Source organism: Pseudomonas putida, assembly GCA_041071465.1.
GTDB classification, from domain to species: Bacteria; Pseudomonadota; Gammaproteobacteria; order Pseudomonadales; family Pseudomonadaceae; genus Aquipseudomonas; species Aquipseudomonas putida_P.
Genome location: CP163498.1, coordinates 2,605,192 through 2,628,157, shown reverse-complemented (window position 1 = coordinate 2,628,157; position 22,966 = coordinate 2,605,192). Strand labels below are relative to the sequence as shown.

Sequence of the window (22,966 nt, the reverse complement as noted above, 5' to 3'; positions counted from 1 at the left end):
AGGCCCGATGAGCGACGCACTGCCCATGTCCCCTGCCGAATTCGAGCAGGCTCTGCGCGCCAAAGGCGCCTATTACCACATCCATCACCCGTACCATGTGGCGATGTACCAAGGCCGCGCCACCCGCGAGCAGATCCAGGGCTGGGTGGCCAACCGTTTCTACTACCAGGTCAACATCCCGATGAAGGATGCCGCGATCCTGGCCAACTGCCCGGACCGCGAAGTGCGCCGAGAGTGGATCCAGCGCCTGCTCGACCACGACGGCGCACCCGGCGAGGACGGTGGCATCGAAGCCTGGCTGCGCCTGGGCCAGGCCGTCGGCCTCGACCCCGACCAGCTGCGCTCCCAGGAGCTGGTACTGCCCGGCGTACGCTTTGCCGTGGACGCCTACGTCAACTTCGCCCGCCGCGCCAGCTGGCAGGAAGCCGCCAGCAGCTCGCTGACCGAACTGTTTGCCCCACAAATCCACCAGTCGCGGCTGGACAGTTGGCCACAGCACTACCCGTGGATCGACCCGGCCGGCTACGAGTACTTCCGCACCCGCCTTGGCCAGGCCCGGCGCGACGTGGAGCACGGCCTGGCGATTACCCTGCAGCACTACACCACCCGCGCGGGCCAGGAGCGTATGCTGGAGATCCTGCAGTTCAAGCTGGATATCCTCTGGAGCATGCTCGACGCCATGAGCATGGCCTACGAGCTGAACCGCCCGCCTTATCACTCCGTCACCCAGGACCGGGTGTGGCACAAGGGGATCACCCTATGAGTCTTGATCGCAATCAAGTGCCGAACTGGCGCCCCGGCTACCGCTTCCAGTACGAGCCGGCGCAAAAGGGCCATGTGTTGCTGTACCCCGAGGGCATGATCAAGCTCAACGAAAGCGCCAGCCTGATCGGTGGCCTGATCGACGGCCAGCGTGACGTGGCAGCGATCATCAGCGAACTCGAACAGCAATTCCCCGATGTCCCGGAAGTGGCCGATGACATCGAGCAATTCATGGAGGTGGCCCGTGCCGAACACTGGATCGTCCTCGCCTGAGTTGCCGCCTACGCCTGCGGTCGGCCTGCCGCTGTGGCTGCTGGCCGAGCTCACCTACCGCTGCCCGCTGCAGTGCCCGTACTGTTCCAACCCGCTGGACTTCGCCGCCCAGGGCCAAGAGCTGAGCACCGAACAGTGGTTCAAGGTGATGGCTGAAGCACGGGAAATGGGCGCCGCGCAAATCGGCTTCTCTGGCGGTGAACCGCTGGTGCGCCAGGACCTTGCCGAGCTGATTGGCGAGGCTCGCAGGCTGGGTTACTACACCAACCTGATCACCTCGGGCATTGGCCTGACCGAGGCGCGCATCGCCGATTTCAAGAAGGCCGGCCTGGACCATATCCAGATCAGCTTCCAGGCCAGCGACGAGCAGGTGAACAACCTGCTGGCTGGCTCGAAGAAGGCCTTTGCACAAAAGCTGGAAATGGCCCGCGCGGTGAAAGCCCACGGTTACCCGATGGTGCTCAACTTCGTCACCCATCGGCACAACATCGACAAGATCGACCGCATCATCGAGCTGTGCATTGCCCTGGAGGCCGACTTCGTCGAGCTTGCCACCTGCCAGTTCTACGGCTGGGCGCACCTCAACCGCCTGGGCCTGCTACCGACTCGCGTGCAGCTCGAGCGGGCAGAACGCATCACCAACGAATACCGGGACAAACTCAAGGCCGAGGGCAACCCGTGCAAGCTGATCTTCGTTACCCCGGACTACTACGAAGAACGCCCCAAAGCCTGCATGAATGGTTGGGGCAACCTGTTCCTCACCATCACCCCGGACGGCACCGCCCTGCCCTGCCACGGCGCGCGCCAGCTGCCGGTGCAATTCCCCAATGTGCGCGAGCATGACTTGCACCATATCTGGTACGAGTCGTTCGGCTTCAATCGCTTCCGTGGTTATGAGTGGATGCGCGAACCGTGCCGCTCCTGCGACGAGAAAGAAAAGGACTTCGGCGGCTGTCGCTGCCAGGCCTTCATGCTGACCGGCGATGCCAGCAACGCCGACCCGGTATGCGCCAAGTCGGCCGACCACGGCATCATCCTCAAGGCCCGCGAGGAGGCAGAAACCGCCCAGCTCGCCATTGAACAGATGACCTTCCGCAATGATCGAAACTCACGTGTCATCGCCCGCGGCTGAATTCAGCGCGGCCCAGGCGGTGGCCGCCGGCACCGACTTCGCCGAACTCAAAGTCAGTGCCGACGGGCTGTTCTGGATCGAATTTCGCCCGGCCGATGGTGCTTGCCGTATCTGGCACTGGCTGCACTACCAGGCCCGCTGCCTGACGCCAGATGGTTTCAGCGTGCGCAGCCGGGCCTACGAGTATGGCGGTGGCAGCTTCTGCCTGGGTGGCGACGGGTTGGTGTTCGTCAACGAAAAGGACCAGCAGGTCTACACCCAGCCGCTGGACGATTTGCTACCGCGTGCTCTGACCCGCGATGCCAGCTGCCGCTATGGCGATGTGCAGTGGCACGACAGCCAGGTGCTGGCCGTCGAGGAGCGCCATGCCGAGCAGGTGGAGCATCGCCTCGTCGCTTTGGGCGAAAGCCGCCGTGAGGTACTCGCCGAGGGTGCCGATTTCTACGCCGCACCCACCGTGAGTGCCGATGGCCAACGCCTGGCGTGGATCGAATGGGACCGCCCTGCACAGCCCTGGACCGTGACCCGCCTGATGAGCCGCACACGGGATGCCAGCGGCCACTGGGGGCCGCCGCAGTGTGTAGCCGCCGCTGACGAATCGCTGCAACAACCACGCTTCGATGCCGAAGGCCGGCTCTACTGCCTATCCGACCGCAACGGCTTCTGGCAGCCCTGGGGAGAGGTCGAGGGTCACTGGCAAGCCTTGCCCGCCAAGTCGGCGGACCATGCAGCAGCGCCTTGGCAGTTGGGCACCTGCACCTGGCTGCCACTGGGGCCGCAAAGCTACCTGGCCAGCTGGTTCCAGGATGGCTTCGGGCAATTGGGGCTGCGTGGCGAAGATGGCCGCATGGCGCGGTTTGCCAGTGCTTATACTCGTTTTCGCAACCTGGCCATGGATGCCGAACACCTCTATGCCATTGCCGCCTCGCCTATCAGCCCGCCGGCAGTGATTGCCATCGACCGCGGCAACCACGAGGTCCGTGTGCTGGCCGGTGGTGCCGAGGTGCTACCGGCAGGGCGCATCAGCCTGCCGCAGCCCATCCACTATGGCAGTGACGGCGAGCAGGCCCATGGCTTCTTCTACCCGCCAGTGCAGTCGCAAGGCGCCGCACCGCTGGTGGTGTTCGTCCACGGTGGGCCGACTTCGGCCTGTTACCCCGTGCTCGACCCACGCATCCAGTACTGGACCCAGCGCGGCTTTGCCGTGGCCGACCTGAACTACCGGGGCAGCACCGGCTATGGCCGGGAGTACCGCCAGGCACTGCACCTGCGCTGGGGCGAAAGCGATGTGGCCGATGCCTGCGCAGCGGTCGAATACCTGGCGGCTCAGGGTTGGGTCGACAAACACAAGGCGTTCATCCGCGGCGGCAGCGCCGGTGGCTATACCACCTTGTGCGCCCTGGCATTCCATGATGTGTTCCGTGCCGGCGCCAGCCTGTACGGGGTCAGCGACCCGGTGGCCCTGGGCCGTGCCACCCACAAGTTCGAGGGCGACTACCTGGACTGGCTGATCGGCGACCCGCAGCAGGACGCCGAGCGTTATCGCCAGCGCACGCCTTTGCTGCATGCAGGGCAGATCAAGGTGCCGGTGATTTTCTTCCAGGGCGAGCTGGATGCGGTGGTGGTGCCGGAACAGACCCGCGCGATGCTGGCGGCGTTGCAGGCTAACGGGATCGAGGCTGAGGGGCACTTCTATGCCGGAGAGCGGCATGGGTTCCGCAAAGCGGAGAACCTGGCGCATGCATTGGAAGAAGAGTGGAAATTCTATTGCCGGGTGTTGAAGCACTGAGAGTTTGGGGCCGCTTTGCGGCCCCGGAAAACCTCATCGCTTGGCGATGATATAGACCGCGTGCACGATCCCCGGAATGTAACCCAGCAAGGTCAGCAGGATATTCAGCCAGAATGCTCCGCCGAACCCCACCTGCAGAAACACACCCAGCGGTGGCAGAAGGATGGCGATAATGATGCGGATAAAGTCCATGCGAGTCTCTCCTGAAGGGTTACATCAAAGACTAGCCGCGCGCCACAGAGGTTCCACAGGCAAAAAAAAACGCCCCGGGCCGAATGAAACAGGCCAGGGGCGATGCGCAGGAACGCCAGACGGTTCGTAGAATTCTCGGTCTTGCTAAACAGCTACGCCGGCATCTCGCGGCGGGCCTGCTGCTGGGCATGCAGGCGGGCAAAGGCGCGGGCCAGGCGCAACAGCATTTCATCGATGTTGCCCTTGCTCACAGTCAGCGCTGGCGAAAAACGCACTACATCCGCTTGCGGTGCGTTCAGCAGCAGGCCTTCGTACAGGGCGGCCGCCACCAGTTCGCGGGCCAGGTTTTCTTTCAGTTGCAAGGCCCACAGCAGGCCTTGCCCGCGTACTTCGCCCTGGCCATAACGCCCAGCCAGGCGGCTTAAGCCTTCACGCAGGTGGCGGCCGTTGTCCTGCACCTGAGCGAAGAAGCCAGGCTCCAGCACGGTGCCCAGCACAGCCAGGCCGGCGGCGCACATCAGCGCATTGCCGTGGTGGCTGCCTTCCAGTTCACCAGGCTCGGCGCAGCACGCCGTGCCCCGGGCCAGCAAGGCGGCCAGCGGCACGCCACCGCCCAGGCCCTTGCCCAGGGTGATGATGTCGGCGCGCACGCCATAGGTCTCTTCTGCCAGCAGCGCACCACAGCGGCCAATACCGGTCTGCACCTCATCGAGGATCAGCAGGATGCCCAGTTCGCGGCAGAGCGTTTCCACGCCCTTGAGGTATTCCTGGGTAGCCGGAATAACGCCCGCCTCGCCCTGGATCGGCTCCAGCATGATTGCCACGGTGCGCGAGTCCACCGCCGCGTGCAGCGCCGCCAAGTCATTGAACGGCACCTTGCTGAAACCGGGCAGGCCCGGTTCGCAGCGATTGCACGGCAGCGGGTCGGATGCTGACAGCGCACCCAGGCTGCGGCCATGGCAGGCCTGGCTGGCGGTGATGATGTGATAGGCACCGTTGCGGTGCAGCTGGCCCCACTTGCGCGCCAGCTTGATCGCACCTTCGCAGGCCTCGGCACCGCTGTTGAGCAGGTAGGCCTGGTCACTGCCGGTGCTTTGGCACAGGCGATTGACCAGGTCCAAAAGGCCGCGGCTGTGGAAACCCGAGCCTGGGTTGATCAGCGCCTGGGCCTGGTTACCCAATGCCTTTACCAGCACACTGGGGCTATGGCCCAGGCTGTTGACCGCGCCGCCTTGGGTGAAGTCCAGGTAGGCGTGCCCTTCGTTGTCCCACAACCAGGAGCCCTGGCCACGCACGAATACCTGCGCCGCACGCTCGGCACTGGGCATCAGGCGATCACGCGACAGCTCGGAAGCTTGCGGCACGATCACCGGCGCACGCTTAGGCTCGGCGACGGCGGCAGGGGCCGAGCGGCGCAGGTTGAACAGGTTCATCAGGGCTCCAACCAATCACGGTAAAGGGCGGCACGGTGCGGTCTTGTCGCCGACACTCGATATTTTGCCTTGCCTATCAAAAGTGTTTTTCATCCGGGGTAACAATCGACCTATTCATCGCTGTAACCCTTTGGAATACGGCGATAGACTAGGCTTCACAAGGGTTTTCGACCATTTCGTTTTTCCAGTATTTTTGATAAGCGTTACTTATGGATTTCCGCCAACTGCGTTATTTCGTCGCGGTGTATGAAGAAGGCCACGTGGGCCGTGCCGCCGAACGCCTGTCGCTGTCCCAGCCTGCGCTTTCCCAACAGATCCGTCAGCTGGAGCACAGCCTCGACCTGAGCCTGTTCGAGCGCAGCAACAAGCGCCTGCTACCGACCCTGGCCGCCCACACCCTGTACAACCATGCCTTGCCGTTGCTCGACGGCCTGCAGCGTGCTCACGAGGCCATGCGCAATTTCAAAGGCCAGTCGCTGCGTACCTTGGCCATCGGTGTGCTGCAAACCGTGCGCCCCAGCCTGGTACCGCAGCTGCTTGAACGGCTGCGCAAGGCTCAGCCTCATCTGGTGGTGCAGATTTACGAATTGTCAGGGCTGGAGATCGAGCGGCGCTTGCTCAACGGCAGCCTGGACATCGGTATCAGCTACCTGCCGCCGCGCCAGCCAGGGCTGCATGGCCTGCTGCTGTACGAAGATGAGTTGCAACTGGTGATCCCCGATACCCACCCATTGAAGGACTTCAAGAAGGTGTCCATCCGCCAGGCCGCCGAGCTGCCCATGCTGATGTTGGGCGAGGAGTTCCAGATCCGACAGATCTGGCAGGCGCAGCTGGCCAGTCAGGGCCGACGGCCGCAGGTACAGGCCGAGATGAACAACATGGCGGGGATTCTCGACAGCCTGGCGCACACGGCGCTGGCCACTATTCTGCCGGGGCGGGCCAAGGAGGCCGCCGAAGATGACCAGGGGCTGCTGTGGAAGCCGTTGAGCGAGCCGCGCGTGCCGCTGAAGGTTGGCCTGGTGTTCCGCGATGCCCAGCGCCAGCAGGCCTCTGTGGAGTTGTTGCGCACGCTGCTGGAGGAAGAGACCGATGCCCGCCTTTTGGGGGCGTCACCGCTGGATGTGCTGGCCTGAAAAAACGCGCACAAAGAAAACCCCGCCGAAGCGGGGTTTTCCAGACTGTTTCCCTGTGACATCCGTATCGCCCCGCCATCCTGGCAGGTGGTCCTTCGTCGTCTTCCTTGATCTGTCCTTTGCGCTTCCTGCGCAACGTCCATGTGGTAAAGATTAACCGTGGATCCAATCTGAGACCAGTGGTGAAAAGTCACCACGTCGTGTAGGAAAAAGCTTACAAAGAGGACCTATTCCCAGACACACCGGGAATTGGGGCTGCTGCGCAGCCCATCGCGACACAAGGCCGCTCCTACAAGGACCGCATAAGCCTTGCGCCCTGTAGGAGCGGCCTTGCGTCGCGATGGGCCGCAAAGCGGCCCCAAGATCTGTCAGAACTGCTCAGCATCCAGCAGGTACAGCGACTCACTCCCCGCCTTCACCGAAGCCACCAGCGAATCCACCCGTGGCAGCAAGCGCGCAAAGTAGAACCGCGCAGTCCCCAGCTTGCCCGAGTAGAACGCCTCATCGCCCTCACCCGCCTTGGCCGCCCGCGCCATCAGTGCCCACATGTAGCCATACGCGACATAGCCAAAAGCATGCAGGTACTCGACCGAAGCCGCGCCAATTTCATTCGGGTTACCTTTGGCCTGTTCCAGCACCCATTCGGTCAACCCGTCGAGCTGGTCGAGGCAGACCGCCAAAGGCTTGGCAAATTCGTCTAGTGCGCCATCTGCGCTGGCAATGAACTGGCGAATCTCGTCGGAGAACAAGCGGTAGTACGCCCCACCGCTGGCCACCACCTTGCGCCCCATCAGGTCCAACGCCTGGATACCGTTGGTGCCTTCGTAGATCTGCGTAATACGCACATCACGCACCAGCTGCTCCTGGCCCCACTCACGGATATAGCCATGCCCGCCGAATACCTGCTGGCCGTGCACCGCGCACTCCAGGCCCAGGTCGGTGAGGAACGCCTTGGCCACCGGCGTCAGCAGTGCCACCAGCTCTTCGCTGCGTTTGCGTACGTTGGCGTCTTCGCTGTACTTGGCACTGTCCAGCTGCATGGCCACGTAGGTGGAGAAGGCGCGGCCACCCTCGATCAGCGCCTTCATGGTCAACAGCATGCGGCGCACGTCTGGATGGACAATGATCGGGTCGGCGGCCTTGTCCTTGGCTTGCGGGCCGGTCGGGGCGCGGCTCTGCAGGCGGTCGCGGGCGTACTCCACGGCGTTCTGGTAGGAGCGTTCGGCCGAGGCCAGGCCCTGGATGCCAACACCCAGGCGCTCGTAGTTCATCATGGTGAACATGGCCGCCAGGCCCTTGTTCGGCTCACCGACGATGTAGCCGACCGCCTCGTCGAAGTTCATCACGCAGGTAGCCGAGGCCTGGATGCCCATCTTGTGCTCGATCGAACCGCAGGTGGCCGGGTTGCGCGCGCCGAGGCTGCCGTCCTCATTGACCAGGAACTTCGGCACCAGGAACAGCGAAATGCCTTTTGGCCCCGCCGGTGCATCTGGCAGCTTGGCCAACACCAGGTGGATGATGTTCTCGGTCAGGTCGTGCTCGCCACCAGTGATGAAGATCTTGGTGCCGCTGACCTTGTAGCTGCCATCAGCCTGGGGCTCGGCCTTGGTGCGGATGATGCCCAGGTCGGTACCGGCATGTGGCTCGGTCAGGCACATGGAACCTGCCCACACACCGGCGTACATGTTCGGCAGGTATTTTTCCTTCAAGGCTTCGCTGGCGTGGGCGTTGATCGACAGGCAGGCGCCAGCGGTCAGCATCGGGTACAGGCCGAAGGCCAGGCTGGAAGCGTTGACCATTTCCTCGACCTGCGCCGAGATGGCCTTGGGCATGCCCATGCCACCGAACAGCGGGTCGCCGCCCACGCCCACCCAGCCGCCTTCGGCATAGGTGTTGTAGGCCTCGATGAAGCCAGCTGGGGTGCGCACTGCACCATTGTCCCAGTGGCAGCCCTCTTCATCGGCGGCGCGGCTAAGCGGCGCGATGGTTTTGGCGGTGACTTTGCCGGCTTCTTCCAGCACGGCCATGGCCGTGTCGGCGTCGACAACCTCGGCCAGCGCGGGCAATTGCGCCCACTGCTCGGCCACGTTGAAGACTTCATTCAGTACGAAGCGCATGTCGCGCAGGGGCGCTTTATAGTCAGCCATGACAACCTCTCGCTAGTCGGGTCGGGGCGGTCTCGGGGAACCGCGACACTGGGGTTACTGGCAGTGTAACCGAACAACTTTTACGAGACATAGGGTCATCACTCGACCATACAGTCTTATTCGGTCACGCCGTCCGCACGGCCCCACGCTGCGATTGTTGCCCATGCACCATGACACAATTGCGCCCCGCACCTTTGGCGCTGTATAGCGCCTGGTCGGCGGATTTGAGCACCGCCTCGGGGTTGCGATGATCGGCATGGCGCTCGGCCACGCCAATACTGATGGTGACCGAGACCGTGCCGCCGCCACTGCCAGCGCGGCGCTGACGCCCGGCCGTATCGTCCTGCGGGCGGTTATGCTGGTCGCGCAGATGCATCACGTAGTTGGCGATGACTTCACGCACGGCTTCCACATGCGGTACGCATTCTTCGGCGGTCTTGCCAGCGAAGACCAGGGCGAACTCCTCGCCACCATAACGGTAGGCGCGACCACCGCCGGTGACCTTGGACAAGCGGCTGGCGACCAGGCGCAGCACCTGGTCGCCCACATCGTGGCCGTGGGTGTCGTTGAATTTCTTGAAGTGGTCGACATCGGTCATGGCGATCACATAGTTGCGTCCCAGGCGCTGCATGCGTTCGTTCAGCGCACGACGCCCCGGCAGGCCGGTCAGCTCATCACGAAAAGCCATCTGATAAGCCTCGTGCGCCACGGCTGCGGCGATCATCAGCATCACCTGGCTGCACATGATGTTCAGGGTAAACGGCAGGATGAAGGTTTGCGGCAGCATCCAGAAAATGCCCAGCAGGCCCGTTATCAACGCGGCGTGCAGCGGCCGCGGTGCGCGCAGGTATTGCACCACCAGCAGGATGAACACGCCGATGAACAGGGGGTATACCATCTGAATCAGGCTCATCCACTGGCCATGCAAGGCCGGCCAGCGAATTTCAGCCAACCAGGTCAGCAACGCCTCGGGGTAACTTTGCTCCAGGGCTACCGCCACGCTGCCCACGGCAAACAGCACGGCACCACGGGCCACCAGGTCCTGCAGCAGGTGAGTGCGTTCCTGCCAGGCGCCATACAGCCCGAACAGCGCCGGCAGCAGCAGGCACACCAGGTGGAAGATTACCGCTGCGTCCTCGCGCACGCGGCCATGGTCACGGTAGAAGTCGGTCTGGGTGTCGAGCAGGAAGTAGGCGATGTACACCGTAAGCATCATGAACAGCTCACGCTGGCGGCGGTACACCGCGCAGTAGGCGCCGCCCAGCAGCAGAACCAAGGTAGGCAAGACATTGAACAGCGATGTGAAAAAGACGCTGAGGTCTCTCACATAGGCTGCGGCGAGCCCTGCCAGCAACAGGAACAGCGAAGGCAGGAAGTGGCTTGCGCGAACAGCGTTAAGACGAAACAAGGGTAATCTCCAACCCGGCAGATCAATAATGGCATTGTGCCCCTACTTCATCGGCAGTGCACATGAACAGTTGAATTCAGTTCAGACACAAGGCCACGCCTACACAGGATTCGCAGTAGCACCCCAAAAGCAAAAAACCCGCCTGCCGGTGAAGGCAGGCGGGTTTTTGGTACAGCCGATGGATCAGTACGACAAGCCGAAGTGCTCTTCGTCCATTGCCATCAGGTTGTTGGCACCCGACAGCATGGTCGCCACATGGGTACGGGTACGCGGCAGGATGCGCTGGAAGTAGAAGCGCGCAGTCTGCAGCTTGGCCGTGTAGAACGCCTCTTCGCTGGTGCCTGCAGCCAGTTTCTCAGCCGCCAGGCGGGCGATGTCGGCCCAGAAGTAGGCCAGGCAGGCGTAGCCGGAATACATCAGGTAATCGACCGAGGCCGCACCGACTTCTTCGCGGTCCTTCATGGCGGCCATGCCCACTTTCATGGTCAGCTCGCCCCACTCCTTGTTGATGGCCGCCAGCGGTTCGACGAACTCTTTGACCGCTTCGTTGCCTTCCTGCGCCTGGCAGAACTTGTGCACGATCTTGGTGAAACCCTTCAGTGCTTCACCCTGGGTCATCAGCACTTTACGGCCCAGCAGGTCGAGGGCCTGAATACCGGTGGTGCCTTCGTACAACATGGAGATACGGCTGTCGCGCACGTTCTGCTCCATGCCCCACTCGGCGATGAAGCCGTGGCCGCCGTAGATCTGCACGCCGTGGTTGGCGGCTTCGAAGCCGACTTCGGTCATGAACGCCTTGGCGATCGGGGTCAGGAACGCCAGCAGGGCATCGGCCTTCTTGCGCTCTTCTTCGTCCTGGCTGTACTTGACGATGTCCACCTGCTTGGCAGTGAAGTACACCATGGCGCGGTTGCCTTCGGCGAAGGCCTTCATGGTCAGCAGCATGCGGCGCACGTCCGGGTGGACGATGATCGGGTCGGCAGCCTTGTCCGGTGCTTTCGGGCCGGTCAGGGAGCGCATCTGCAGGCGCTCGCGGGCGTACTTCAGGCCACCCTGGAACGCCACTTCGGCGTGGGCCAGGCCTTGCAGCGCGGTACCCAGGCGAGCCGTGTTCATGAAGGTGAACATGCAGTTCAGGCCTTTGTTGGCCGGGCCGATCAGGTAGCCCGTGGCAGCATCGAAGTTCATCACGCAGGTAGCGTTACCGTGGATGCCCATTTTGTGTTCGATGGAGCCGCAGCTCACGCCGTTGCGCTCACCCACGCCGCCTTCGGCGTTAGGCAGGAACTTCGGCACGATGAACAGCGAAATGCCTTTGGTGCCAGCCGGTGCGTCCGGCAGGCGGGCCAGGACGATATGGACGATGTTGTCGGCCATGTCGTGTTCACCGGCCGAAATGAAGATCTTGGTGCCCGACACTTTGTAGCTGCCGTCGGCCTGTGGTTCGGCCTTGGTGCGCAGCATGCCCAGGTCGGTACCGCAGTGGGGTTCGGTCAGGCACATGGTGCCGGTCCACTCACCGGACACCAGCTTGGTCAGGTAGGTCTCTTGCTGCTCATGGGTGCCATGCGCAGAAATGGTGTTCATCGCGCCATGCGAAAGGCCTGGGTACATGCCCCACGACCAGTTCGAACCACCGACCATTTCGCTCAGGGCCAGGCCCAGCGATTCCGGCAGGCCCTGGCCGCCATGTTCTACGTCATGCGCCAGGCTCGGCCAGCCGCCTTCGACGAACTGCTCGTAGGCCGCTTTGAAGCCGGTCGGGGTTTTAACGCCCGATTCGCTCCAGGTACAGCCTTCCTGGTCACCCACACGGTTCAGCGGCGACAGCACTTGTTCACAGAACTTCGCACCTTCTTCGAGGATCGCGTCGACCATGTCGGGCGTGGCGTCCTGGCAGCCCGGCAGGCTCTGATAGTGCGCCTCATAGCCAAGCAGCTCGTCGCGAACGAAGCGGATATCACGCAAGGGGGCTTTGTAATCAGGCATTGCGATGAACCTCTGGGTCAGTTCTGTGGGGGTGACCAGCTCTTGGCGGCCGTCTATCAAACAGTTGTTTGAAACTTACGTTTAGCACCGCGTTCTGTCAAGGTTGGACTATGGTGCCATTTACGCCGCGAAAAATGGCAAATATGCCATCGCATGACAAAAACCCCTGTGGGAGCGGGTTTACCCGCGAATAGGCCCGCCCAGAAAACAGAGGTATCTGGTCAAACGCATTCGTGGGCAAACTCGCTCCCACAGGGGTGGGTCGCGATGCAGGGGAAACGCCGAGAATTCAGGCGTAGGTGTCGATGATCCGGCCGAGCATTTCGTCGGATGCCTTGACCACTTTTGCGCCAAGTTCGACTTCGGTTTTGCCCACTGCCTGTTGCACGATGCTGGTGGCCATGTCCATCTGCTGGCTGCGGTCGACCGCGCGCAGGCGTTCGGCCTGAAAATCGCTGGACTGGCTGGTGGCGGTACGTTCGGCGGTGGTGTTGGCGATCTGGGCGGCGGCCTGATCGACGCGGCTCTGGCCGGCCTGGATTGCGCTCAGGCCCGCGTAATAAGCGGAGCTACCGGTGATTTCCATGTCAGGACTCCATTGACGCTGGATGACGAACAGCCCCAATTAAAGCAGGCCAGGCGTGAAAAGGCCCGTTTAAATCCCTAATGGCCTGGTGCCAGTCGATAGGCCTGGGGTATTCCCGCAAAAGAACCAGGCCTGGAAACGGCTAATCCAGCAGGTCCAACTGCAAATGCTCAGCCACCATATCGGCGCTGGCCTGCTTCAACTTGGGCACCCGCCCCAGGCAAGGCGCCGGCAAGCGTTCAGCCAGACTGGCCAGGTTTTCTTCCAGCCGTGAAGTACGCGGCTCGATGATGTTTGCCACCCAACCCGCCAGCTGCAACCCGTCACGTTCTATGGCCTCGGCGCTGAGCAAGGCATGGCTGATGCAACCCAAGCGCACGCCTACCACCAGAATCACCGGCAACTGCAGGGCAATGGCAAGGTCGGACAGATTCTCCAGGCCCGACAGCGGCACGCGCCAGCCACCGGCCCCTTCCACCAAGGTGAAATCGGCATGCTGTTGCAGCACATTACGCATAGCCGCCAACAGCTCTGGCACCGCCAGCGTCACCCCCGCCTCGCGCGCGGCCACATGTGGGGCAATTGCAGGCTCGAAGGCAAACGGGTTGACCTGCTCGTAGGGCAACTTGATCGTGCTTTCGTCGATCAGCGCCTGGGCATCGCTATTGCGCAAGCCTTTGGGCGTCATCGTGCAGCCAGAGGCCACCGGTTTGGCGCCCAACGTGCTCATGCCCTGCAAGCGCGCCGCATGCAACAGCCCGGCGGCGATGGTGGTCTTGCCGACATCGGTGTCGGTGCCGGCAATGAAATAGGCCTGGCTCATCGTGTTCCCCTTACGCCTGTGGCTTGCGCAACACACCATAGACCACTTGATAGGTAGCTGGCAGCCCCGCAGGCTGGCGAAATGCCTCATAGGCTTGCAACAAGCCCTGCATGCGCGCCCTGCCGGTGAGGCCGGAAGGGCGCCCAGGGTTCAGATTGTGTGCCCCTAAAGCCTTCAGCTCGTGGGTCAGGCTACGAACGTCCGGGTAATGCAGCACATGCGGGCGGCGCTGCAGCTCAAGCTGTTCGAAGCCGCTGGCCGCGCACAGGCGTTGGTAGTCTTCGAACCGGCGGAAGCGGTTCACATGCACCAGCCCATCTACCGCTTGCCAACTGGCGCGCAGTTCGTCGAGGGTGCCCACGCACAAGCTGCTGAAGGCCAGCACACCGCCTGGGCGCAGCACGCGCTGCGCCTCGGCCAGCACACTGGCGAACTGGTCGCACCACTGCACCGCCAGGCTGGAAAACACCAGGTCGACACTGCCATCACGCAGCGGCAGGCGCTCGGCGTCGCCAGCCACGTGATACTGCGCCCCGCCCTGTTCATGGCGGGCATGGCGCAGCATGCCTTCGGCGATATCCACCGCCACGCCGCTGGCCTGGGCGAAACGCTCAGCAAGCATGCGGCTGAAGTGGCCGGTGCCGCTGCCCAGGTCCAGCCAATGCAACGGCTGCAGGCCTGCAGGCAACTGCTCCAGCAGGTTCGCACCTACCGCACGCTGCAAGGCAGCCACGCTGTCGTAACTGGCTGCCGCGCGGGAGAACGAAGCCGCTACCTGGCGTTTGTCGGGCAATGCACCGGGTAGGGTCGGACGGGAAAGATCAGTCATCGCCACTCTCATGCAGGAAACTCTTGATGCCCGCCGCCAACTCCTGCGGGTACTCCAACAGGAAGGCGTGGGAACTGTCTTCGACCAGGCCCACTTCCACATCGGGCAACAGCTCGCTCAAGGCCTTCGCCGCCTCTGCCGGCACCAGCGCATCGCTGCCGGCGAACAGGTGCAACTGCGGGCCGCCATAGGCCTGCAGGGCTTCGCGAGTGTCCAGCTTGGCCAGCACCTCAAGGCCGGTGGCCAGGTACAGCGGGTCGGTGTCCGGCACGCCGACACCCAGTTGGCGCAGCAAGGTGCGTGGTTGCAGGGCGCCATCGCTGCACAAGGTACGGAAGCGCTTGAGGGTGACCTGGGTATGGCTGCGGCAGCCGTCGAGGAAGGTGCCGAAGGTGTCTTCGGCCATGCCATGCGGCCAGTCCGCGCGGGCCACGAAACAGGGGTTGCTGGCCAGGGTCAGCAGGCCGCAGCAGTGGTCGCCACGCTTGTGCGCGAGGGCGCTGGCGAGCATGCCGCCTAACGACCAGCCGCCCAGCCAGACATCCGCCGGCAACTTGCGGTCGAGGTGGTCAAGCCAGCCCTCCACATCGCTGTGAGGCAATTCCGGCAAGGGCATCAGCTCTACCTGCAGGCGGGCGTCCTGGGCGCGCAGGCTGGCTGCCAGCGGCTCAAGGGCAGCAATGCCCAGGCCCCAACCAGGCAGCAGAACAAGTCGATTACGCATCGGCGTTCTCCAGTTGTGGATAACACTCGGCCAATGCATTCAACAATAGCTGCACCTGCGCCTCGCTGTGCGCGGCGCTCAAGGTTACCCGCAGACGGGCGCTACCCGCCGGCACGGTAGGCGGACGGATAGCCGTCACCAGCAAGCCGCGCTCGCGCAGCATGCGTGACAGGCGCAAGGCCTGCGCACTGTCGCCGATCACGATGGGCTGGATCGGCGTCGGGCTGTCCATCAGTTGCAGCCCGATCTGCTGCGCGCCTTCGCGGAACTGGCGAATCAACGCGGCCAGGTGCTCACGGCGCCAGGTTTCGCGGCGCAGCAGCTCCAGGCTTTTGAGCGTAGCGCAGGCCAGCGCCGGTGGCTGGCTGGTGGTGTAGATGTAGGGCCGGGCGAACTGCACCAGTGCCTCGATCAGATCTTCGCTGCCGGCAACAAAGGCACCTGCGGTACCGCAGGCCTTGCCCAGCGTGCCGATCAAGACCGGTACATCAGCCACGCCCAGGCCGAAGTGCTCGACGATACCGCCGCCTTGTGCGCCCAAGGTACCCAGGCCATGGGCATCGTCGACCATCAACCAGGCGCCACGGCCACGGGCGACATCGGCCAGCGCCGGCAGGTCGGCCAGGTCGCCGTCCATGCTGAACACACCATCAGTCACCACCAGGGTATTGCCGACGGCCTTGTCCAGGCGGCTGGCCAGGCTCGCTGAGTCGTTGTGCAAGTAGCGGTTGAAGCGCGCACCGCTGAGCAACCCGCCATCCAACAGCGAGGCATGATTCAGTCGGTCTTGCAGCACCGTGTCACCCTGCCCCACCAGCGCGGTGATGGCGCCCAGGTTGGCCATGTAGCCGGTAGAGAACAACAGCGCGCGCGGACGCCCGGTCAGTTCGGCCAGCGCCTCTTCAACCTGGTGGTGCGGCGTGCTGTGGCCGACCACCAGGTGCGAGGCACCGCCGCCCACACCCCAGCGCTCGGCGCCGGCCTGCCAGGCAGAGATAACCTCGGGGTGGTTGGCCAAACCCAGGTAGTCATTGCTACAGAAGGCCAGCAGGCGTTGGCCATCGACCACTACTTCCGGCCCCTGTGGGCTTTCCAATAGTGGCCGCTGCCGATACAGGTCTGCGGCGCGCCGTTCGGCCAGGCGCGCTGCCAGGTCGAAGGCCATATCAGGCCGATGCAGCGTTGTAGAACATCTCGCTGCTGCGCTGTTCGACCAGCGCCTGCTCGATGGCCGCCTGATGCACTTCATCGGCGTGCTCTTCCCGCGCTTCGGGCTTGATGCCCAGGCGTGCGAACAGTTGCATGTCCTTGTCGGCCTGCGGGTTGGCGGTAGTCAGCAGTTTTTCGCCGTAGAAAATCGAGTTGGCGCCAGCCATGAAGGCCAAGGCCTGCATCTGCTCGTTCATCTGCTCGCGGCCTGCGGACAGACGCACGTGCGACTTGGGCATGAGGATACGGGCCACGGCCAGCATGCGAATGAAGTCGAACGGGTCGACGTCTTCTTCCTCGGCCAGCGGTGTGCCGGCCACCTTGACCAGCATGTTGATCGGTACCGATTCCGGGTGCTCGGGCAGGTTGGCCAGCTGGATCAGCAGGCCGGCGCGGTCGTCCAGCGACTCGCCCATGCCCAGGATGCCACCGGAGCAGATCTTCATTCCAGCATCGCGCACGTAGGCCAGGGTCTGCAGGCGCTCGCCATAGGTGCGGGTGGTGATGATGCTGCCGTAGAACTCCGGCGAGGTGTCGAGGTTGTGGTTGTAGTAGTCCAGGCCAGCCTGGGCCAGGGCCAGGGTCTGATCCTGGTCGAGCTTGCCGAGGGTCATGCAGGTTTCCAGGCCCATGGCCTTCACACCTTTGACCATCTCCAACACGTAGGGCATGTCTTTGGCCGACGGGTGCTTCCAAGCCGCGCCCATGCAGAAGCGGGTAGAACCGATGGCTTTGGCCCGGGCGGCCTCTTCCAGCACCTTCTGCACTTCCATCAGTTTCTGTTTTTCCAGCCCGGTGTTGTAGTGGCCGGACTGGGGACAATATTTGCAATCTTCCGGGCAGGCACCGGTCTTGATCGACAGCAAAGTCGAAACCTGCACGCGGTTTGGGTCGAAATGCGCGCGGTGTACGGTCTGCGCCTGGAACAGCAAGTCATTGAACGGTTGCTGGAACAGCGCCTTGACCTCGGCCAGGGACCAGTCGTGACGTGTTGTTGCAGTTGTGCTGGCGCTCATCGGCGTTTCCTTGTTTAGGCTGTAGCTGGCGCCGGGACAGGAAAGCCCGCCAGCGCATCACGGATAGCTCGCATAGTCATGGAAGGCCTATGAACTGTCAACCACACTGGAAAAGGCTGGTTTACAAGTGCTCACTTATTAATCAAACGTGTTTGCTGTGCGATGAGCCTGCCGAGCAGCGCTACCCATTGTGCACCGCCTGCGAGCAGGAACTGCCCTGGCTGGGTGATCACTGCCAGCATTGTGCCCTGCCCTTGCCCATGGCCGGGCTGACTTGCGCCCAGTGCTGCCGCCGCTTGCCGGCCTTCGATCAGGTCATTGCCCTGTGGCACTACGGCTTTCCGGTGGACACGTTGATCAGCCGCTTCAAGCACAATCGTCAATGGCCATTGGGGCGCTTGATGGCTGAGTTACTCGGGCATGGGCTGCTGCACCGCTTTGCCGAAGGGCTACCGCGCCCAGACCTGCTGTTGCCTGTGCCCTTGGCAAGCCGTCGACTGCGCGAGCGAGGGTTCAACCAGGCGGGGATGCTTGGGCGTTGGTTGTCTTCGCAACTGCGGCTACCTTGCGATGAGCGATTGCTGATGCGCACGCGCGAAACGACTGCGCAGCAACAGCTGACTGCCAAGGCAAGGCGACGCAACTTGCGTCAGGCGTTTGCGGTCACTGGCAAGCTGACAGGTAAGCATGTCGCTGTTGTCGACGATGTGTTGACCACCGGTGCCACCGCGCAGGCCATTGCTCAGGTGCTGCGCAAGGCCGGAGCGCGACAGGTAGATGTGTATTGCCTGGCACGCACGCCCAAACCAGGGTATGCATGACCTGTGCAGTCCTACACAATTCACCTTCAGGCCCATCACCTACAACGACTCAATGCTCATGCCGCTGCCTACTCTGCTTACCCAGCACATCGCCCGCCGCCCCCAGCGCATCGCGCTGCTGCAGCACATTGCCGAACAAGGCTCGATCACCCGCGCCGCCAAGGCAGCGGGCATCAGCTACAAGGCGGCCTGGGATGCCATCGACGAGCTCAACAACCTGGCCAGCCAACCCCTGGTCGAGCGCAGCACCGGTGGTCGAGGTGGTGGCGGTGCGCGCTTGTCGCCGGAAGGCGAGCGGGTGCTGCGCCTGTATCAAAGGTTGCAGGCCCTGCAGGCGCAAATCCTCGAAGCCGCCGAAGAGTCCAGCGACCTCGACCTGCTCGGGCGCCTGATGCTGCGCACCAGTGCGCGCAACCAGCTGCAGGGCCAGGTCAGCGGCCTGCGCCGCGAGGGCCGGTATGACCGCGTCAGCCTGGCGTTGGGCGGCGGGCTGGAAATCGATGCGCTGATCACGCACGACAGCACCGCGCGGCTGGAGCTGACGCTGGGGACGATGGTAGTAGCGCTGCTCAAGGCCGGGTGGGTGCGGTTGTTGGCGCAGGGGGAGCAAGCCGAGGTCGGCAGCAACTGCTTGAGTGCTACGGTGGAAGAAGTGTTGGCAGCGGATGACGGGCCCAGCGAGGTCCGACTGGCATTGGGTAATGGGCAGACGCTGTGTGCCATTGCCGAAGCGGATTGGTTGGCCGGGCTACAAGTGGCGGCTGGTAGTTCGGTGCGGGTGCAGTTTAATCCGTCCGTTGTGCTGATCGGGGTACCTGCATAGCCTGGGCGGGCCTCTTCGCGGCTAAAGCCGCTCCCACAGGGACCGCGTCGCCTGAAGGATGCTCACAAAACCTGTGGGAGCGGCTTTAGCCGCGAAGAGGCCGGTACAGGTATAACGCTGTACCATGGGCTCCATGCCGCCTATCCCCGGAGCCATCATGTCCCACCCCTTCGACACCCTCACCCCCGACCTGGTCCTGGACGCCGTGGAAAGCCTGGGCTTCCTCAGCGATGCCCGCGTGTTGGCGCTGAACAGCTACGAGAACCGCGTCTACCAGGTGGGCATCGAAGACGCGCAGCCGCTGATCGCCAAGTTCTACCGCCCAGGCCGCTGGAGCGATGCGGCCATTCTTGAGGAACACAGCTTCACCGCTGAACTGGCCGACTGTGAAGTGCCGGTGGTTGCGCCGATGCAGCACGACGGCCGCACCCTGTTCGAACACCAGGGCTTCCGTTTCACACTTTTCCCCCGCCGCGGCGGCCATGCCCCGGAGCCAGGCAACCTCGATCAGCTTTACCGCCTTGGCCAGTTGCTCGGCCGTCTGCATGCCGTGGGTGCCAGCAGGCCATTCGAGCACCGTGAAGCCCTGGCTGTGGACAACTTCGGCCACGCCTCGCTGAACACCCTGCTGGAAGGTGGTTTTGTCCCTCGCGAACTGTTGCCGGCCTTCGAGTCCGTGGCACGCGACCTGCTCAAGCGGGTGGAGGACATCTACGCCCGTACACCGCATCAGCTCATCCGCCTGCACGGCGACCTGCACCCCGGCAACCTGATGCACCGCGACGAGGTGTACCACGTGGTCGACCTCGACGATTGCCGCATGGGCCCGGCGGTACAAGACCTGTGGATGATGCTGGCCGGCAACCGCGAGGAGCGCCTTGGGCAGCTGGCCGAGCTGATCGACGGCTACAACGAGTTCCACGACTTCGACCCGCGCGAACTGGCCTTGATCGAGCCCCTGCGCGCCCTGCGTCAGTTGCACTACAGCGCTTGGTTGGCAAGGCGCTGGGACGACCCGGCATTCCCCCACCCAGCTTCCCGTGGTTCGGCCAGCCACGTTACTGGGGCGACCAGATTCTTGCCCTGCGCGAGCAGATGGCCGCGTTGGACGAACCACCGCTGAAGTTGTTCTAGTGCTTGCATCAGAAATGATTTAGCTAGCAATACCCTGACACGCCAGCCGGCAGGCGAGATGCCGGCACCCCACCTGAAACTTCTCTATGGGCTGAACACCTAGCATTTTTGCCAGTAGGCAAATAATTAAAGCAGGCGTAGAAAATATTAAGCGGACCACTCAAATTAATGTTGGCAAGCCAACTAGCGCCCCCTGTCGGCTACCACTGGCCGCCTCATAACCAGGCTGGAACGGGGCGCCTTGCAGGCAGCTTAATTAAAGAGAGAAGACGATGAATAATTTTGTACGCCAGTCACTTGAAGATTTTCTGAACGAGATAGCCAAAGCACGGAAAAATTTTGGCTACCCCGTGATCGTGGCATTCGATAGAAAAACAGCAAACAATGTACTGAAACAGGAGTTTATTGAGCGCTACACGGGAGAGCTATTCCTGGACCCGATGAACAGTGAGGTCGATATCGAATCAGGCGTTTCTTATCATCAGTTGAGTGACTTCTGCCTGGACCAGCCAAGGCTGACATTTGAGAATGCAGACCTCAGCGATTCTAAAGCTACGCTGATGATGCGAACGGTCAGAGGCAAGCAGCTTCAGCTAAGTCAAGCGGTAGGCAGCACGCGCCGGCAGGTCACACGCTTGGCGAAGGCTTCCCCTATCAATGGGCCATCGCTTGTATTCGATATCGAGTTGAAAAACACTAGGAATGCAGTATCGGAGAATGGCAGAGTTTACTTCAGCTATGCTGCAGGTACTAACTATGCCTTCTACGGTGGCACAACACAATTCGAACTAGACAAACTGGGGTTGCATTTCAAAGAATACTTTGAAGCCTACACGGTACAACCCGGACAGCGAGAAATCATCGAGTACACACTGGGTGAACTAGCTAATCTAGCAGACCTTATACTCAAGCCAAAGGATTTCAAGATTCGCACCCACGGCGCACCCGGCACACGGCTTAGAAACCAGGCGTCCTTTGGTGACGGGGCCGTTGTTTTATTTGTAGAGCTCGAAGGGTTCGACAGTTCGAATGCCATCCCACCCGATCGAAACGACAAGCTGCCATACCTCTTGCCAGACGGTTACAGTGCAAACGTGCTGATCAACTCTGATTTCATAACGAAAAATCTGATAATCAAACAACTGAAGGAATCTGCTTCGGGTATCAGTCTACTTGACTGGGCACCCCTACTTACAGGCGGCTTAGGCTACAGGGCAACGGGAGAACTCTCTATTGATGGCTTTGAATTTTATGACAACGCTGGGCCAAACGTCACAACATTCACCAAATACAACGCCACCTACACCTGCCCCCCGAACATGACACAGCCAAAAATTTTAGAATAACTTTCAAAAACGACCTAATGATCGTCGATTGGAACGACGAACATCGCGCAGCTGGAAGGGCATATACACCGCGCTCGGGTCTCGATCCGATTATAGAGGACGGCGAATTTGTAAACAGCTGGAGCATACGCCTTGAATACAAGTTCACCATTGAAACAATTGAAGGCAAGCATTCGCTGGCACTCGAAAAAACCAAACAGGACTACACCTATAACTTGATGGCCACCGGAGACCTTGGGAAACACGTGCATTATGGCGAAAGAGTATACCGCCTTTGCTACGAACGGTCCGAACCCAAGTTTAAAGAGTTTCTGGATAGCATCATGTCTGGATTTACAACGCTTGACGTGGAGATTGACACGTTCATCCTATCATCACTGCTATTCCGAAACTCCCAGGTTGCCCTTGACTCCGTGCATTGGCCAAATGATTTGCTCACGGTAGGTCAATTGGCCCCTGATCGCACCAAGTTCAGCATTTCCACAAGTGACAACACCGCGATCGATCAAGGTGAAACAAGCGTACTGACCGGTGGCCGCATTGCCTTCACGACCGAGCCCGCTACCCCAGGCGTAGTCTGGAGCGTACAGCACCTCCCTGATTACACCGGTGACGACCTGAAAGGTGAGATCGACCCTGGAACGGGTGTGTACACTGCACCCGCTGCCGATACGTTCGACGACAGCTTCATCAAGGTCATCGTAACTGCCAAGTCTGGCGATAATGTTGCCCATGCCCTGGTAAGCGTGCTGCGAACTACCGTGAGTGTCTATCCGTCCGTCATGACGCTGAATCTCGGTGCCTACAACGATATCCTGGCGGGCGAGATGAACAAAGGCGCGATCAACTGGGCCGTCGAAGGGTTTGGCAAGCTTGAGGACATCGACAACGGCGACCCTTTGGCACAAGCGTCGAAAAGGTATCTAGCCCCCACTGTAGGCGAAGTCCCAGACTGGGACGACAGCATGCCATTGCTCGATATGTACATACGCCACAGCCGCATCAAGGTCAGCAGTGGGGCCACCAGCAAGTACGTTGATGTACTCCTGCCGATAGCTATTCAAGACAATCACTGGCTGGAGGCCACGCGGGCTGGCGAAGGTGTGAGGTTTGAGTTTTGGTGGAAGCCGAAAAGCAGACCCGCAGAGCTGGTGGACCCAGAAAATACGTCGTGGCACGTTCGCGTCGGTAGCGGCACCTGCATCGACGGTGTTTACACACCAGACCCATCAAAGGCGGAAGAGTACGCCGTTATTGTGGCAACAAACGACGTAACAGAAGATTACGCCAGCATGATCCTGCCACTGCCCTTCATCGACGTTGAACAGTTCATGGCGCTTCATGCGCCTGATGAAGCCAAGGCGGTTTAACGCCAGTCGTTCAACAACCGGCAATGA

The 22,966-nt window shown here is 61.8% G+C and carries 20 protein-coding genes and 1 pseudogene; 10 read left to right on the top strand and 11 right to left on the bottom strand.

What is annotated here, in order from left to right; genetic code table 11:
- Positions 1 to 7 precede the first annotated feature (7 nt).
- Genes pqqC through AB5975_12090 form a run of 4 tightly spaced genes read left to right on the top strand, consistent with a single transcriptional unit; the run spans position 8 to position 3,956 of the window.
- Positions 8 to 763, top strand: a complete 756-nt coding sequence (gene pqqC / locus AB5975_12105) for a pyrroloquinoline-quinone synthase PqqC (GenBank protein ID XDR22484.1) — start codon at positions 8 to 10, stop codon at positions 761 to 763.
- On the top strand, positions 760 to 1,035 hold the full coding sequence (gene pqqD, locus AB5975_12100; protein ID XDR22483.1) for a pyrroloquinoline quinone biosynthesis peptide chaperone PqqD: 276 nt from the start codon (positions 760 to 762) through the stop codon (positions 1,033 to 1,035). The genes pqqC and pqqD overlap by 4 nt, the downstream gene beginning before the upstream one ends.
- Entirely contained in the window at positions 1,007 to 2,167 is a 1,161-nt protein-coding gene (pqqE, locus tag AB5975_12095) for a pyrroloquinoline quinone biosynthesis protein PqqE (GenBank protein ID XDR22482.1), read from the top strand. The genes pqqD and pqqE overlap by 29 nt, the downstream gene beginning before the upstream one ends.
- Positions 2,133 to 3,956, top strand: a complete 1,824-nt coding sequence (locus AB5975_12090; protein ID XDR22481.1) for a prolyl oligopeptidase family serine peptidase — start codon at positions 2,133 to 2,135, stop codon at positions 3,954 to 3,956. Before pqqE ends, AB5975_12090 begins: the two co-directional genes overlap by 35 nt.
- A gap of 33 nt (positions 3,957 to 3,989) precedes the next feature.
- On the opposite strand, the gene AB5975_12085 is transcribed toward AB5975_12090, so the two are convergent.
- Together AB5975_12085 and AB5975_12080 are read right to left on the bottom strand one after the other, a co-directional pair.
- Positions 3,990 to 4,148: a YqaE/Pmp3 family membrane protein gene (locus AB5975_12085; GenBank protein XDR22480.1), complete on the bottom strand. Its 159-nt coding sequence runs from the start codon at positions 4,146 to 4,148 to the stop codon at positions 3,990 to 3,992.
- Between the two features lie 152 nt (positions 4,149 to 4,300).
- Positions 4,301 to 5,581, bottom strand: coding sequence for an aspartate aminotransferase family protein (locus AB5975_12080; protein XDR22479.1), 1,281 nt, complete (start codon positions 5,579 to 5,581; stop codon positions 4,301 to 4,303).
- Between the two features lie 209 nt (positions 5,582 to 5,790).
- Here AB5975_12080 and AB5975_12075 point away from each other — a divergent pair, with 209 nt between their 5' ends.
- Positions 5,791 to 6,714, top strand: a complete 924-nt coding sequence (locus AB5975_12075) for a LysR family transcriptional regulator (protein ID XDR22478.1) — start codon at positions 5,791 to 5,793, stop codon at positions 6,712 to 6,714.
- Between the two features lie 368 nt (positions 6,715 to 7,082).
- Here the strand turns inward: AB5975_12075 and AB5975_12070 are convergent, their stop codons facing one another.
- The 9 genes from AB5975_12070 to bioB all read right to left on the bottom strand — a co-directional run bounded on the left by AB5975_12070 (position 7,083) and on the right by bioB (position 17,445).
- On the bottom strand, positions 7,083 to 8,861 hold the full coding sequence (locus tag AB5975_12070; protein ID XDR22477.1) for an acyl-CoA dehydrogenase C-terminal domain-containing protein: 1,779 nt from the start codon (positions 8,859 to 8,861) through the stop codon (positions 7,083 to 7,085).
- Between the two features lie 124 nt (positions 8,862 to 8,985).
- Entirely contained in the window at positions 8,986 to 10,269 is a 1,284-nt protein-coding gene (locus AB5975_12065; GenBank protein ID XDR22476.1) for a diguanylate cyclase, read from the bottom strand.
- Between the two features lie 183 nt (positions 10,270 to 10,452).
- Positions 10,453 to 12,258 carry a phenylacyl-CoA dehydrogenase gene (locus AB5975_12060; protein XDR22475.1) on the bottom strand — a complete coding sequence of 602 codons (1,806 nt, stop codon included), beginning with the start codon at positions 12,256 to 12,258 and terminating at the stop codon, positions 10,453 to 10,455.
- Positions 12,259 to 12,547: 289 nt separating this feature from the next.
- Positions 12,548 to 12,844: a pyrroloquinoline quinone biosynthesis protein PqqE gene (locus AB5975_12055; protein XDR22474.1), complete on the bottom strand. Its 297-nt coding sequence runs from the start codon at positions 12,842 to 12,844 to the stop codon at positions 12,548 to 12,550.
- A 142-nt stretch (positions 12,845 to 12,986) separates the two neighbouring features.
- Complete coding sequence (gene bioD, locus AB5975_12050; protein ID XDR22473.1) at positions 12,987 to 13,667, bottom strand: dethiobiotin synthase; 681 nt, start codon at positions 13,665 to 13,667, stop codon at positions 12,987 to 12,989.
- A gap of 10 nt (positions 13,668 to 13,677) precedes the next feature.
- On the bottom strand, positions 13,678 to 14,496 hold the full coding sequence (bioC, locus tag AB5975_12045) for a malonyl-ACP O-methyltransferase BioC (protein XDR22472.1): 819 nt from the start codon (positions 14,494 to 14,496) through the stop codon (positions 13,678 to 13,680).
- A complete protein-coding gene (locus AB5975_12040; protein XDR22471.1) occupies positions 14,489 to 15,220 on the bottom strand; it encodes an alpha/beta fold hydrolase in 732 nt (243 codons plus the stop codon). Before AB5975_12040 ends, bioC begins: the two co-directional genes overlap by 8 nt.
- Positions 15,213 to 16,385 (bottom strand): 8-amino-7-oxononanoate synthase, encoded by a 1,173-nt coding sequence (bioF, locus tag AB5975_12035; protein ID XDR22470.1) that lies wholly within the window; start codon positions 16,383 to 16,385, stop codon positions 15,213 to 15,215. Before bioF ends, AB5975_12040 begins: the two co-directional genes overlap by 8 nt.
- Position 16,386: 1 nt before the next feature.
- Positions 16,387 to 17,445 carry a biotin synthase BioB gene (gene bioB / locus AB5975_12030; GenBank protein ID XDR22469.1) on the bottom strand — a complete coding sequence of 353 codons (1,059 nt, stop codon included), beginning with the start codon at positions 17,443 to 17,445 and terminating at the stop codon, positions 16,387 to 16,389.
- An 89-nt stretch (positions 17,446 to 17,534) separates the two neighbouring features.
- On the opposite strand from bioB, the gene AB5975_12025 reads away from it, so the two are divergent.
- The 5 genes and pseudogenes from AB5975_12025 to AB5975_12005 all read left to right on the top strand — a co-directional run bounded on the left by AB5975_12025 (position 17,535) and on the right by AB5975_12005 (position 22,939).
- Entirely contained in the window at positions 17,535 to 18,266 is a 732-nt protein-coding gene (locus AB5975_12025; GenBank protein XDR22468.1) for a phosphoribosyltransferase family protein, read from the top strand.
- 58 nt (positions 18,267 to 18,324) lie between these two features.
- Complete coding sequence (locus AB5975_12020; GenBank protein XDR22467.1) at positions 18,325 to 19,089, top strand: TOBE domain-containing protein; 765 nt, start codon at positions 18,325 to 18,327, stop codon at positions 19,087 to 19,089.
- A 157-nt stretch (positions 19,090 to 19,246) separates the two neighbouring features.
- A pseudogene (locus AB5975_12015) lies at positions 19,247 to 20,223 on the top strand (serine/threonine protein kinase).
- A 272-nt stretch (positions 20,224 to 20,495) separates the two neighbouring features.
- On the top strand, positions 20,496 to 21,569 hold the full coding sequence (locus AB5975_12010) for a hypothetical protein (GenBank protein XDR22466.1): 1,074 nt from the start codon (positions 20,496 to 20,498) through the stop codon (positions 21,567 to 21,569).
- Positions 21,570 to 21,586: 17 nt separating this feature from the next.
- Complete coding sequence (locus AB5975_12005) at positions 21,587 to 22,939, top strand: hypothetical protein (GenBank protein ID XDR22465.1); 1,353 nt, start codon at positions 21,587 to 21,589, stop codon at positions 22,937 to 22,939.
- The last annotated feature ends 27 nt before the right edge of the window (positions 22,940 to 22,966 follow it).